This window comes from Leeuwenhoekiella palythoae, from assembly GCF_900130045.1.
GTDB classification, from domain to species: Bacteria; Bacteroidota; Bacteroidia; order Flavobacteriales; family Flavobacteriaceae; genus Leeuwenhoekiella; species Leeuwenhoekiella palythoae.
Genome location: NZ_FQXT01000006.1, coordinates 48,651 through 61,316, shown reverse-complemented (window position 1 = coordinate 61,316; position 12,666 = coordinate 48,651). Strand labels below are relative to the sequence as shown.

Annotated in this window: 12 protein-coding genes; 9 read left to right on the top strand and 3 right to left on the bottom strand. The window is 39.6% G+C overall.

The genetic code is table 11. The features are described 5' to 3' along the window. Positions 1 to 110 precede the first annotated feature (110 nt). Positions 111 to 407 (top strand): thioredoxin, encoded by a 297-nt coding sequence (gene trxA / locus BUA96_RS15135; protein WP_072984514.1) that lies wholly within the window; start codon positions 111 to 113, stop codon positions 405 to 407. Here the strand turns inward: trxA and BUA96_RS15130 are convergent. After that, positions 404 to 1,522, bottom strand: a complete 1,119-nt coding sequence (locus tag BUA96_RS15130; protein WP_072984512.1) for a DEAD/DEAH box helicase — start codon at positions 1,520 to 1,522, stop codon at positions 404 to 406. The two genes, trxA and BUA96_RS15130, sit on opposite strands and share 4 nt — an antisense overlap. A gap of 256 nt (positions 1,523 to 1,778) precedes the next feature. Here BUA96_RS15130 and BUA96_RS15125 point away from each other — a divergent pair, with 256 nt between their 5' ends. The 8 genes from BUA96_RS15125 (at position 1,779) to BUA96_RS15090 (ending at position 11,216) form a co-directional block, all read left to right on the top strand. Further along, a complete protein-coding gene (locus BUA96_RS15125; protein WP_072984510.1) occupies positions 1,779 to 2,453 on the top strand; it encodes a TetR/AcrR family transcriptional regulator in 675 nt (224 codons plus the stop codon). Positions 2,454 to 2,460: 7 nt separating this feature from the next. Continuing rightward, on the top strand, positions 2,461 to 4,128 hold the full coding sequence (locus BUA96_RS15120) for a peptidase domain-containing ABC transporter (RefSeq protein ID WP_072984508.1): 1,668 nt from the start codon (positions 2,461 to 2,463) through the stop codon (positions 4,126 to 4,128). A gap of 6 nt (positions 4,129 to 4,134) precedes the next feature. Then, positions 4,135 to 5,493 carry an HlyD family secretion protein gene (locus BUA96_RS15115; RefSeq protein ID WP_072984506.1) on the top strand — a complete coding sequence of 453 codons (1,359 nt, stop codon included), beginning with the start codon at positions 4,135 to 4,137 and terminating at the stop codon, positions 5,491 to 5,493. Beyond that, entirely contained in the window at positions 5,490 to 6,896 is a 1,407-nt protein-coding gene (locus BUA96_RS15110; protein ID WP_072984504.1) for a TolC family protein, read from the top strand. The genes BUA96_RS15115 and BUA96_RS15110 overlap by 4 nt, the downstream gene beginning before the upstream one ends. Positions 6,897 to 6,981: 85 nt before the next feature. After that, a complete protein-coding gene (gene map, locus BUA96_RS15105; protein WP_072984502.1) occupies positions 6,982 to 7,800 on the top strand; it encodes a type I methionyl aminopeptidase in 819 nt (272 codons plus the stop codon). A gap of 19 nt (positions 7,801 to 7,819) precedes the next feature. Further along, complete coding sequence (locus BUA96_RS15100; protein WP_072984500.1) at positions 7,820 to 8,359, top strand: HNH endonuclease; 540 nt, start codon at positions 7,820 to 7,822, stop codon at positions 8,357 to 8,359. After that, a complete protein-coding gene (locus tag BUA96_RS15095) occupies positions 8,359 to 9,123 on the top strand; it encodes a class I SAM-dependent methyltransferase (RefSeq protein ID WP_128755739.1) in 765 nt (254 codons plus the stop codon). The genes BUA96_RS15100 and BUA96_RS15095 overlap by 1 nt, the downstream gene beginning before the upstream one ends. Before the next feature lie 5 nt (positions 9,124 to 9,128). Next, entirely contained in the window at positions 9,129 to 11,216 is a 2,088-nt protein-coding gene (locus BUA96_RS15090; protein WP_072984496.1) for a T9SS type B sorting domain-containing protein, read from the top strand. Here the strand turns inward: BUA96_RS15090 and BUA96_RS15085 are convergent. Together BUA96_RS15085 and BUA96_RS15080 are read right to left on the bottom strand one after the other, a co-directional pair. Then, a complete protein-coding gene (locus tag BUA96_RS15085) occupies positions 11,209 to 12,222 on the bottom strand; it encodes an FAD:protein FMN transferase (RefSeq protein WP_072984494.1) in 1,014 nt (337 codons plus the stop codon). The two genes, BUA96_RS15090 and BUA96_RS15085, sit on opposite strands and share 8 nt — an antisense overlap. Continuing rightward, positions 12,222 to 12,584 carry a Na(+)-translocating NADH-quinone reductase subunit F gene (locus tag BUA96_RS15080; RefSeq protein ID WP_072984492.1) on the bottom strand — a complete coding sequence of 121 codons (363 nt, stop codon included), beginning with the start codon at positions 12,582 to 12,584 and terminating at the stop codon, positions 12,222 to 12,224. The genes BUA96_RS15085 and BUA96_RS15080 overlap by 1 nt, the downstream gene beginning before the upstream one ends. Positions 12,585 to 12,666 lie beyond the last annotated feature (82 nt).

Here is a 12,666-nt window from a genome sequence, read left to right as displayed (position 1 = left end):
CGCACTAAAGGATTAACGGCATTTAACGCCCATATAAGCGCTTCTTAGCATTGTATTAAGATGTCGTTAAAGCTTTTTACATTTAAGTGGAATACTCCTAGTTTTGCAGTATGAAAACAAGCTTTGGTAATCTTACAGATTCAGAAACTCCGGTACTGATAGATTTTTTTGCGACATGGTGTGGACCGTGCCAAACGTTAGCACCTATACTTGAAGACGTAAAAAAAGATCTGGGCGAAAAGGTCAAGATCGTAAAAGTTGATGTCGACAAAAATCAAACCTTAGCTCAGAAATTTCAGGTGCGCGGCGTTCCTACCCTAATGCTTTTTAAAAATGGTGAGCAGGTTTGGCGACAAAGCGGTGTTTTAACGCGTGCCGATATCAAAAAGGTTATTGAAAGCTACTAGCGTGCTTTTACCTCACTAAAGCCAATTCCTAAAGATTTTTCATAATTACGAAGAGTGCGCAACTCTTTAGAAGTCACTAAAGCCAGCGATAAGCCTTCTTTACCGGCTCTTGCAGTTCGGCCGCTTCTATGGGTATAATATTCTTCTTGATCAGGCATTTGATAATGAATCACAAAAGTGAGATCCTGAACATCAATCCCACGGGCAGCAATATCTGTTGCAACAAGTAGGCGCAAACTTTCGTTTTTAAAAGCACGCATCACTTTATCGCGTTCTTTTTGTAGCATATCTCCTTGAAGAGCTTCGGCAGCAACATTTTTGGCAATCAATTGCTTGGCCAGTTTTGCTGTGGCCGCTTTGGTTTTACAGAAAATAATTCCGCGTTCTCCTTTTTTACTTCTCAGGAAGTCCAAAAGAATAGGTAGTTTATCAACCTCTTCACACTGCAAAAATTTATGCTCGATATTTTTATTCACCACATCGCGACTTATCTGAATACGGTACGCATCTTCAGCCATATGCTGATTAACGATCTGTTTGATTCCGTGCGGCATAGTCGCTGAAAATAACCATTTATTTTCAACATTTCTCAACGCGCTTAAAATTTCGTCAAGCTGCTGCTTGAAGCCCATACTCAGCATCTCATCTGCTTCGTCAAGCACCACGGTATGCACCTGAGATAGGTCAATTGCCTTTCGGTTAAGCAAATCGATCAAACGTCCCGGAGTAGCCACAACGATATGTGTAGGCCTGCTCAAATTTTTGATCTGAATATCTATCTTCTCCCCACCGTAAACGGCTTCGGTAAAAATCTTCTCGGTATATTTTGTGAATTTAAAAAGCTGCTTTGCTACCTGCTGACTCAATTCACGCGTTGGACACAGAATCAGCGCCTGTATACTCTTTTGATTCGCATTTATACGCTCCAGAATTGGCAATCCATAAGCTGCAGTTTTTCCGGTACCGGTTTGAGCCTGCCCAACTAAATGCGCATTTCCTTCTAAAAGCAACGGAATAGCTTCTTCCTGAATTTGAGTTGGCTTTACAATGCCAAGCTCATTCAAGCCTTTGATCAGGTTTTTATTCAGTCCTAAGGATTTAAAATTCTGTGCCATTTTTCAATTTTGATTGCGCAAAGATACATAAAGCGTACACGGTATTCCTTGAAGAAATCAAAAGGTGAACTCCTAAAAGACTATTTTTTTAATCGAATTGTTCCTCTGAAGTCATCAATACTCTTAGCCTTTCATCCATAAATAACTCTAAATCAAAAGCCTATTTCCAACCACTATAACGTTATAGACTAAAATAATTGTAAAATTTTCAGAATTAATAGTATTACTATTAATTTAGCGATCAAAATTTGTTTTTATGGATGAGTTACTTCGCAATTTGAAGATCATTATCAACGACAATGTCTATTTAAAAGACCCCGAATCTTCGCTATTAGGAAGACGTATTGTTAAGCACGGTATTTTATTAATCAACGAATTAGGCTTTGATAATTTTACATTCAAAAAATTAGGCGATTGTATTGAATCTAACGAAAGTTCGATCTACAGGTATTTTGAGAACAAGCATAAATTCTTGATTTATTTAACGAATTGGTATTGGGGATGGAAAGAATACCAACTCGCTTTTGCTACTGCAAACATTCATGATCCTAAAGAAAAGCTAGAACAAGCCATCGAGATTCTTACGCGTGAGGTTGAAGAAGATCATTCATTTAATCATATTAATGAGGTAGCGCTTAACAAGATCGTTATCAATGAATATTCAAAATCTTACCTTACTAAAGAGGTTGATGATGAAAATAAAGAAGGTTATTTTGTTATTTACAAACGACTTTCAACCCGGTTGAAAGAAATGATCGCCGATGTAAATGAAGGCTATCCTTACCCCGCAAGTCTGGCAAGTACCATTTTAGCGGGCTCATTACATCAGCATTTTCTAAAGGATCATTTTACCTCTTTAACAGATTGTGGAAAGAAGACCTCACCGTCACAATACTTTATCCACCTTACTTCAAACCTTTTAAACTCCTAAACACTATATGGATTCTAAGACATTAACGCCCTGGCAACGTTTTGTAAGGCTACTTAAATTAGAGAAGAAAGATTTCTTACAAATTCTCTATTATGCCATTTTTGCCGGTCTCGTAAGTTTATCGCTTCCTTTAGGGATTCAGGCGATCGTAAATCTTATTCAAGGTGCGCAGATCACTACTTCCTGGATTATTCTCGTTGTATTAGTGACTTTGGGAGTTGCCTTTGTAGGTGCGTTGCAACTGATGCAAATACGTATTCTGGAGAATGTGCAGCAAAAGATCTTTACGCGTGCGTCTTTTGAATTTACTTATCGCTTTCCGAAGATAAAGATGAGCGAACTTAAAGATTATTATCCGCCGGAATTAGCAAACCGTTTTTTTGATATTCTCACAATACAGAAGAGTTTGTATAAACTGGTGCTGGATTTTCCGGCTGCTTTGGTTCAAATTGTTTTCGGATTGGTATTGCTTTCGTTTTACCATCCGTTTTTTATTTTCTACGGAATCCTTCTGATTCTCTTGATTTATTTAGTATTTAAATTCACCGGAAACACCGGGTTACAAACCAGTCTTACCGAATCAAAATACAAATATAAAATCGCACATTGGATCCAAGAGATCGCGAGAGCACTGGTGAGCTTTAAGCTTTCCGGCAGATCTAGTCTTGCGCTCGACAAAAATGATGCTTTGGTGAGTGATTATGTAGATGCGCGTGAGAGTCACTTTAAAATCTTGCGCATTCAGTTTATACAAATGATCGCTTTTAAAGTACTAGTGACCGCCGGTCTATTATTAATTGGTGGTTTTCTCGTACTGAATCAAACTATGAATATTGGTCAATTTGTGGCTGCTGAGATTATAATTGTATTGATCATCAATTCGGTTGAAAAACTCATTTTAGGACTTGAGAATTTTTACGATCTGCTTACGGCTTTAGAAAAAGTTGGTCAGGTAGTTGACAAAAAACTTGAAGATCAAGAGTTATCAAAACCTTTTGACAATGCAGACAATCTTAATCTGGAATTACGCAACGTAAGCTATGTAGATAAAGCTGATGAAGTTATCATTCTTGACAAGGTTTCGCTTGAAATTAATCCCGGCGAACACGTACTGATTAACGGCCCCAACGGCGCCGGAAAATCAACCTTACTGAAGATCATCGCCGGAATTCTAGAACCTACTTCAGGTGAATTTTTTATCAATAACAAATCGGTTAAAGGGATTCAGCTCAATCATTACAGAGCCTTGTTAGGGCAATCCTTTCCTGAGGAAACTCCGTTTGAAGGCACCATTTTAGACAACATTACGTTTGGTGACAAAACGGTTCCGCAGGAAAATATAGACTGGGCAATTGAAAAAATGGGGCTGTCTGATTTTGTAAAAGATCAACCAAAAGGTTTAGATACGCTAATAAAACCAGAAGGGCAGCGACTTTCAAAAACCATTGCTGATAAGATTGTGATGGCGCGCAGTATTGTGCGAAAGCCTAAAGTTTTGATCTTAAAAGAACCGCTGACTAAATTTTCTGCGGAAGAAAAAGAGCGCATCGTAAACTTTTTATTTGACAAGTCTAACTCCTGGGCAATCATCGTTGCCAGTAAAGACGAAGCTTGGCGCAACTGCTGTGAACGCACTTTGTGGCTAGACGGCGGCAAACTTTCAACTTCAAATTAAACTCCTATGCTTAATATATCTCAAGATAAAATAAACGAAAAGGTAGATATTAGCGGCTATAAGGCTTCAAAAAAGGTCTTAGAGAAAAAGCATTATGCCTACTTTAATCGCTTTCTCAAAGTGTTTACGGTGATCTTAATCGTAGTACTTTTTCTGCCGTGGACGCAGACCATTTCTGGTATAGGTTATGTAACGACACTTACCCCTGAGCAGCGACCGCAAACCATACAATCTCCCATTCCCGGGCGTGTTGAAAAATGGTATGTACGCGAGGGAGAGTCGGTAAAAAAAGGAGATACGATCCTTTTTATTACCGAAGTGAAAAATGAATATTTTGACCCTAACCTGGTAGAACGTACAGACCAACAGGTACGTGCTAAAGCCAGTTCGGTAGAATCCTATAAAAACAAGGTAAACGCCTTAGGTAATCAGATCGAAGCTTTGCGCAGCGAACGTATTTTAAAGCTGAAACAAGCAGATAACAAACGTATTCAAGCGCAGCTAAAGATCAAAAGCGACAGTATTGATTTTGAGGCAACCAAAACCAATCTTAGGATTGCCGAGCGTCAGTATGAGCGAACGCTGGCCTTACAACAAGAAGGCTTAAAAGCTGTGACCGATGTTGAAGAAAAACGCTTGAAATTGCAGGAAGCTCAGGCTAAGATCATTTCGCAAGAAAATAAATTATTGGCCAGTCGCAATGAATTGTTAAACGCACAAATAGAGCTTAACCGTCTTGAAGCAACCTACGCAGATAAGATTTCCAAAGCTCAAAGTGATCAAGCGACAGCGCTTTCTACACAACTAGACACCGAAGCTGCGGTGAGCAAATTAGAAAATACCCGCACCAATTATGAGATCCGCAATAACTTGTATTACGTGCGAGCGCCACAAGATGGGTTTATTAATAAAGCAATCATAGGCGGTATTGGCGAGACGTTTAAAGAAGGGCAACAGTTGGTGAGTATTATGCCTACTAATTATGATATTGCGGTAGAAACTTATGTAAAACCCATAGACCTTCCGTTGATTCATGATGGTGAAAAAGTGCGTATTCAGTTTGATGGATGGCCTTCCATAGTTTTTAGCGGTTGGCCATATAATTCCTTCGGAACTTTTGGAGGAAAGGTAGTTGCCGTAGAGCGCTTCATAAGCCCTAACGGAAAATACCGTGTGCTTCTAGCTCCCGATCCTGATGAGCAGCCTTGGCCCGAAGCTTTGCGTATAGGCGCCGGTGCAAACACATTAGCACTTTTAGAAGACGTGCCCATCTGGTATGAGTTGTGGCGAAAACTCAACGGTTTCCCACCTAACTACTATACCCCAACAACAGCAACACCTAATAAAGATTCTGCTAAAAAATGAGAAAAGCTATAATCATACTGGCCTTTCTATGTTGTGTTTCCGGGCTTCAAGCTCAGGTAGATTCATTGCAGGTTTTAAGTTTCTCAGAGTATATAAGTCTGGTGAAACAAAACCATCCTGTAGCGAAGCAAGCCAACCTGATTTTAGAAACCGGAGATGCTAAACTACTCAAAGCGCGTGGTGGTTTTGACCCAAAAGTTGAAGTAGATTTTGATCAGAAGGTTTTTAAAGAAACTGAATATTATGACTTGCTCAATGCTACTTTTAAAATCCCTACCTGGTACGGAATTGATCTTAAGGCACAATTTGAAGAAAACGAAGGATATTATTTAAATCCGCAAAAAACAGTTCCTGAAAACGGACTCTATACTGCGGGGATTTCTGCTTCTTTAGGACAAGGCTTATGGATCAATGAGCGTATGGCCACATTAAAACAGGCTAAAGTATATCAGCAGCAAGCGCGAGCTGATCTTGATCTGGCAGTGAACGCCATTTTGCACGATGCGGCTGTAGCTTATTTTGACTGGTTACAAGCCTATAAAAAAGTGCTGCTTTACGAGCGTTCTTTAGAAAATACCATCGTTCGTTTTAGAGGAATTAAGCAAAGTGCGTTGCTGGGCGATATTCCGTTAATTGATACGACTGAAGCTAAAATCAGTGTTCAAAGCAGAGCGCTGAGTTTAAAAGAGGTCGAACTCGAGTACGTTCAGAAAAAATTAGAATTGGCTAATTATCTGTGGTTAGGAAATAATATTCCTGTGGAGCTACAGGATGATGTTTTTCCTCAAGACGATTTAGCTTTTGTTATTGATGAAACATTGGATATTACCGGTTTTGACCTTGCAGATTTTCAGATCAACGAGCATCCTAAAATGCGCTCTCTGGCGTATAAAGTGGAAGGTTTAGAAATTGAAAAGCGACTTAAAGCCAATAAATTGCTTCCGGTGATTGATGTGAATTATAATTTTATTTCATCAGAACCTGAGAATCTGGACAGTTTTTATACTCAGAATTATAAAGCCGGACTGCATTTTAAAATGCCTTTATTTCTTCGGAAAGAACGTGGAGATCTTGAACTTGCTAAATTAAAATTACAAGACACCGAACTGGATCTGACCAACTTGCGCTTGCAACTTCAGAATAAAATAAAAGCTGTGAATACTGAGTTGTTCACCTTGCAAGAGCAAAATGCAATGGCCGAAGAACTGGTTACCAATTACGCAACGATGCTCAACGCAGAAGAGCGTAAATATCAAGTAGGCGAAAGTTCGATTTTCTTGATCAATTCGCGCGAATTGAAACTTATTGATTCCCAGCTGAAGCAAATAGAACTCACGTACAAGCTTTATAAAGCAAAGGCTAAACTCTTTAAAACGATCGCTAATAATCCTGATAATATATAAGGAGCATTTTAGTTATATAAGCCTCGCGCATTACAAGTAGATTATCAAGTAAACTTTGTAACTTTGCAGCTTCAAAAAGGAGACTATGATTATCGTAAAAACAAGAGAAGAGATAGAACTTATGCGTGAAAGCGCGCTAATCGTGTCTAAAACTCTTGGTGCCTTAGCAGCAGAAGTAAAACCCGGTGTAACCACATTAGAACTTGATAAGATCGCCGAAACCTGTATTCGCGACCACGGTGCTATTCCCGGATTTCTCGGACTTTACGATTTTCCTAATTCGCTTTGCATGAGCCCTAATGAGCAAGTGGTACACGGAATTCCTAATAACAAACCGCTTGAAAACGGCGATATTATTTCAATAGACTGTGGTGCTTTAAAAAATGGTTTTTACGGGGATCACGCCTATACTTTTGAAGTAGGCGAAGTAGCTCCTGAAACTAAAAAATTATTGAAGGTCACTAAAGAATCGCTTTATAAAGGGATTGAACAATTTAAGTTTGGTAATCGCGTAGGAGATGTAGGTTATGCGATTCAGAAGTATTGTGAAGATCACGGTTATGGCATTGTACGTGAATTAGTAGGTCACGGTCTGGGCGCTAAAATGCACGAAGATCCTGAAATGCCTAACTACGGACGTCGAGGCCGCGGTAAAAAATTTATTGAAGGAATGGTTGTCGCTATTGAACCTATGGTAAATAGAGGAACACACCGCATCAAACAACATCGCGATGGCTGGACGATCACTACCCGCGACGGCGAGCCTAGCGCTCATTTTGAGCACGATGTTGCTTTAGTAGACGGAAAACCTGAGCTTCTTTCAACTTTTAAGTATATTTATGACGCTTTAGGCATTACCAGCGATGAAGAAGATGCATTTAGAGCTCAACCTATTACCAATTAATTTTTAAATACCAAGTGCCATGCAGTTAGAAACTTGGATTGATTATCGTGAAGATAACTGGGAAGAAGGCTATAAAATAGGGCTTTCAAATTATGGTCAAGTGCGCAGCTACAATAAAAACCCAAATGGGAATATTATTAAAGGCGGACACATTAATGGCTATGTAACGGTAAACATCAAATTAGCTAATGGCAAACGCCGTAATTTCTATCTGCACAAGTTGCTGGCAAAAGCGTTTTTAAAGGCCGGAGAAAACGAAAAAGCGGTACTACATCTCAATCACGACAAGACTGACAATAGAGTTACAAACCTAAAATGGGCCACACACAAAGAGCGCTATGCGCATCAAAAAACGAGTCCGTTAGATATTAAGCGCCGTACTTCAGGGGAACGTCACTACACTAAATTAAGTTACGCCGAAGCTAAAGTACTTAAGAAAAAATTACTTGACCCTAACAGGCGTACCCGATTAAAAGTTTTGGCGAAACAATTTGGTGTTTCAGAAATGCAATTGCATCGTATTAAAACCGGAGAAAACTGGGGAGATCTTCAAGTATGATTTCAAGTCTTTTTAAGCGTGTTTTAAATAGTGTTCCGCGCCCTTTATTAATTCGTCTCAGTTACATTGCAAGACCTTTTCTCGCCTTCAGTCTACGAGGCAACACCTATCAAGATCCTATAGACGGAAAAACCTTTAAGAAGTTTTTGCCGTACGGTTACGAAAACCAAAGAGAGAATGTGCTCTCCCCTTCTACCCTTTCGTTAGAGCGACATCGCCTGCTGTGGTTATACCTAAAAGAGGAAACTGATTTTTTTAAAGCAAAGAAAAAAGTACTTCATTTTGCACCAGAACAAGCCTTTTACAAGCGCTTTAAGCAGATGCAAAATCTTGATTATACTACTACTGATTTGAATTCTCCTCTCGCGGATGTCAAAGCAGATATTTGTGATTTGCCCTTCAGTGAAAATACTTATGATATCATTTTTTGTAATCACGTTTTAGAACATATTCCTGATGATACTAAAGCGATGCAAGAATTATATCGTGTACTCAAGCCGGGCGGAATGGCCATCTTACAAATTCCGCAAGATCTGAGTAGAGCCAAGACCTTTGCTGATGATTCTATAACAGATCCTAAAGAACGCGCAAAAGTATTTGGTCAATATGACCACGTTAGGATTTATGGTCGCGATTATTTTGATAAATTACGGTCTATAGGTTTTGAGGTAAAAGAAATTGACCTGACCGCTAAGATGCCAGTAGAAACTGTAGATAAATACCGCTTAGCACCAGGAGAGCTCTTGCCCGTATGTTTTAAATGATCGCTATGCAAAAAAGCTATTTTATTCTGTTTGTCCTTCTCGCTTTCAACAACTGGATATATAGTCAAGCAAATGATTGTACCAATGCTATCATTCTTTGCGGCAACACTCCGGTAGGTGTAGAACCAAATGGTATTGGCTTTGATGAATTCAGTCTCCCCGGAAACTTTGTACCTCCCTGTTACAGTTTTAACACAGCTACGGTATGGTTTGAGATCAATATTGATCAAGCCGGAACATTAGGCTTTGATATCGTTCCCGGTAATGGCACAGATGATTATGACTTTGCGGTTTATGGTCCGGTTACTGATTGTGCTAATTTAGGAAGGTCTATTCGCTGCAGTAGCACCAATCCTCAAAATGCAGGAGTAAGTGCAAATACAGGTTTAAACGCAACAGAAACAGATGTTACTGAGGGACCGGGAGGCAATGGTAATGGGTATCTGCAAGAATTAACAGTAAATGCCGGAGAGCGCTATTATCTCTTAGTTGATCGTGCCATAGGCGCCGGAGGGTTTTCAATTAATTTAAATGTTACTGCCACGTTTCCTGAAACGCCCGATTACAATACCGTTCAAGATATAGAAGTTTGTGATGTTGTAGGCAACAACGACGGCTTTTACGATTTTAACCTCGCAAGTCAAGCTTCAAGTATCACAAGCGGGCACCCCGACTCTCAGGTTAGTTTTCACGCTTCGTTAGGTGATGCCAACCTTGACCAAAATCCGCTACCCAACACATACACTAACACCACTGCAAATAGGCAAACTATCTACGCGCGCATTAGTAGTAGAACCGGGCCCTGCTCTTCGATTGAAACATTTGATCTCATTGTGAATAGAGATCCGGTTTATATTAATCCAAATCAGCTTTATATTTGTAATGTTACCACCGTTGAAAATTATGACCTTGCCGCGTTGAACGACCAGATCACAGGTTCTGACCTCGATCTAAATATTACTTATTACAGTTCTTCAATTGATGCATTTACAAATCGCGGGGCTATAACTAACATCAATGTTCCTTTTAGCGGAATTGAAATATTCTTCAATATTAGAAATACTGCAACAGGATGCATTATTACAGATAGTTTCAGACTAGACTATGAATATGGCCCAATATTGAGTCAACCCGACCCTTTGATATATTGTCGCGATGATAACACCACACTCACTTATGATTTGTCAGACATTGAAAGTGAGGCGTTAAATGGATTAGATCCTGACGATTTTGACACTTATTTTTATGAATCAACCGCAAATCGGGCAAATGATGTTGACCGACTTCCGATAAGCTGGGATGCTTCGGCAAATTCCCGAACGCTTTATTTTAGAACTATAAATTCAGCAACCGGCTGTTACACTGACGGCTCTTTTGACATTTTGGTTGTGGATTCCCCTGACTACGCTTTTGAAGAAATTCAATACTTATGTATAGATGACCCCAATCCGTTTACTTTACAAATTGATGCAGGGTTTACCCGTTATGAATGGAGTACGGGTCAAAGCGGGGCTACTTTAAACTCAATCACCGTCAATCAACCTGGAACCTATAGTGTAACCGCATTCAATTCGTATGGATGCTCCACAACCAAAACCACACAAGTGCTAGCCTCAGAGCGCGCAACAATTGTCGATGTTGAAGTTGTAGGTCTAAACTATCCGCAGAATGAAGCGATCATCAATGTTACCGGACAAGGAGCCTATGAGTTTTCATTAGATAACGGAGGCTATACGTCAAACAACTCATTTACCGGCTTATCCAGAGGTTACCATACTATTACAGTAAGAGACCTTAACGGATGTGGTTCTGTGCAATCCCAAGCCTTTCTTATTCTGGATTATCCCAGATATTTCACTCCCAATGGCGATGGTTACCACGATACTTGGGAACTTATTGGTTTAAATGAATATCCCGGAGCTTATGTGCGCATTTATGATAGGTATGGAAAATTGCTTAAAGAGCTGAGCGCTCAAGATGCCCGCTGGGATGGAACGTATTTAGACAAGATTCTTAAACCGGACGACTATTGGTTCGAACTCGTTTTACCCGAAGGAGCTCGTGTAACCGGCCACTTTAGCTTGATTAATTAGCCGGAATCAAATACTCTTGAAACTTAGTTGACATATAAACCTGCACGCTGTCTCCTTCACTTTGCGTGTAAAGCAAATAAGCATCAATAGCATCAGCTTGTTCTAAAACTTGTTTAGAACGTTCAAAACCTAAAGCCATAAATGCAGTTGCATAGGCATCAGCCTCTGCGCAGGTTTTAGCAATGACTGTTGAACTCAGCACATCACTTTTTTCAGCTAAACCCGTTAATGGATTCACCGTATGTACATAACGCTGACCCGTTACAGAGTCTACTCTAAACTTGCGATAATTACCAGAGCCCGCCATACCCTTATTTTCTAGGGAAACAGCTTCAGTGTAATCTCTATCTGTGACCGGAGCGTTGATATTTTCAATACCTACTCTCCATGCTTGATCTTTAGACAAATTCTTTCCGTGCGCTAAAAGTTCGCCTCCTAACTCAATCAAATAATGCTCAACACCATTCTCCTCAAGCATTGCCCCAATTCTATCAATACAATAGCCTTTAGCGATACTATTAAAGTCAAGATACACCGACTTATCGTCCTTGATTATTTTTCCTTCTTCAGAAATTTTAATTTTATCAAGACCTACGTATGCTTTTAAAGAGTCTAATGTTGTACTGTCAAGTTGTTTTAAAGGTTTTCCAGGGCCGAAGCCATAAGCGTTAACCAAAATCCCCACAGTGGGATCATAATAGCCATTAGTAGCCTGATAGACTTTTCTAGACAACGCGAGCACTTCTTTAAACATAGCATCAACAACAACCGTTGTATTCCCGGCATTGATCTTTGAAATATCAGAATCCGGCTGGTACGTACTCATGGACTTGTTAATTGCTGCGATTGTAGAATCAAACTTCTGAGAAACCTCAAAGCGTTCATCGGCATAAAATTGTACTTGATATCCCGTTCCTAATGCCTGTCCTGAAAGCACAACCAACTTTGGATCTGTATCGCAACTTATAGCAATCAAACCTAATACTAAACCTAATAAATACTTCATTATTCTATTTCTTGTAAGCCGTTATATATAACTGTGTAAGAATCTCCCTTTTCTACGGGTTTTCCGTAATCCTCTGCACTACCTAAACCCACTCCTGCATAAAAGGTTTTTGCATTAAATTTATCTGCGTGTAACTTCATTTCACTCATAAAACCTTCGTCGTAGGCATTAGCATTTTCGGGATAACTCACAGCCCGCACGATCACAAAATGCAATTTTTTGTCGCGTAAAGCTACAAACTGCGGATTGCGTTTGAGTTCACTATTCACTCCTAAAAATTCAAAACCCTGAGCTTCCAGATCTTTTCCTACGATATTCATCGCAAGGTTATGAAGCTCCTGTTTATTTAATAATTCTGCCATAAAGCAAAGATACAGCGCGTGGAATTATAGCAGAAAAAAAGCCGCTACTTTCGTAACGGCTTTTTGATAATTTAAGTTCTGA

Coding starts and splice junctions, on each gene's coding strand:
- BUA96_RS15120 (WP_072984508.1), top strand. CDS start 2,461: ATGGATTCTAAGACATTAACGCCCTGGCAACGTTTTGTAAGGCTACTT.
- BUA96_RS15080 (WP_072984492.1), bottom strand. CDS start 12,584: ATGGCAGAATTATTAAATAAACAGGAGCTTCATAACCTTGCGATGAAT.
- map (WP_072984502.1), top strand. CDS start 6,982: ATGATTATCGTAAAAACAAGAGAAGAGATAGAACTTATGCGTGAAAGC.
- BUA96_RS15100 (WP_072984500.1), top strand. CDS start 7,820: ATGCAGTTAGAAACTTGGATTGATTATCGTGAAGATAACTGGGAAGAA.
- BUA96_RS15110 (WP_072984504.1), top strand. CDS start 5,490: ATGAGAAAAGCTATAATCATACTGGCCTTTCTATGTTGTGTTTCCGGG.
- BUA96_RS15115 (WP_072984506.1), top strand. CDS start 4,135: ATGCTTAATATATCTCAAGATAAAATAAACGAAAAGGTAGATATTAGC.
- BUA96_RS15125 (WP_072984510.1), top strand. CDS start 1,779: ATGGATGAGTTACTTCGCAATTTGAAGATCATTATCAACGACAATGTC.
- BUA96_RS15090 (WP_072984496.1), top strand. CDS start 9,129: ATGCAAAAAAGCTATTTTATTCTGTTTGTCCTTCTCGCTTTCAACAAC.
- trxA (WP_072984514.1), top strand. CDS start 111: ATGAAAACAAGCTTTGGTAATCTTACAGATTCAGAAACTCCGGTACTG.
- BUA96_RS15085 (WP_072984494.1), bottom strand. CDS start 12,222: ATGAAGTATTTATTAGGTTTAGTATTAGGTTTGATTGCTATAAGTTGC.
- BUA96_RS15130 (WP_072984512.1), bottom strand. CDS start 1,522: ATGGCACAGAATTTTAAATCCTTAGGACTGAATAAAAACCTGATCAAA.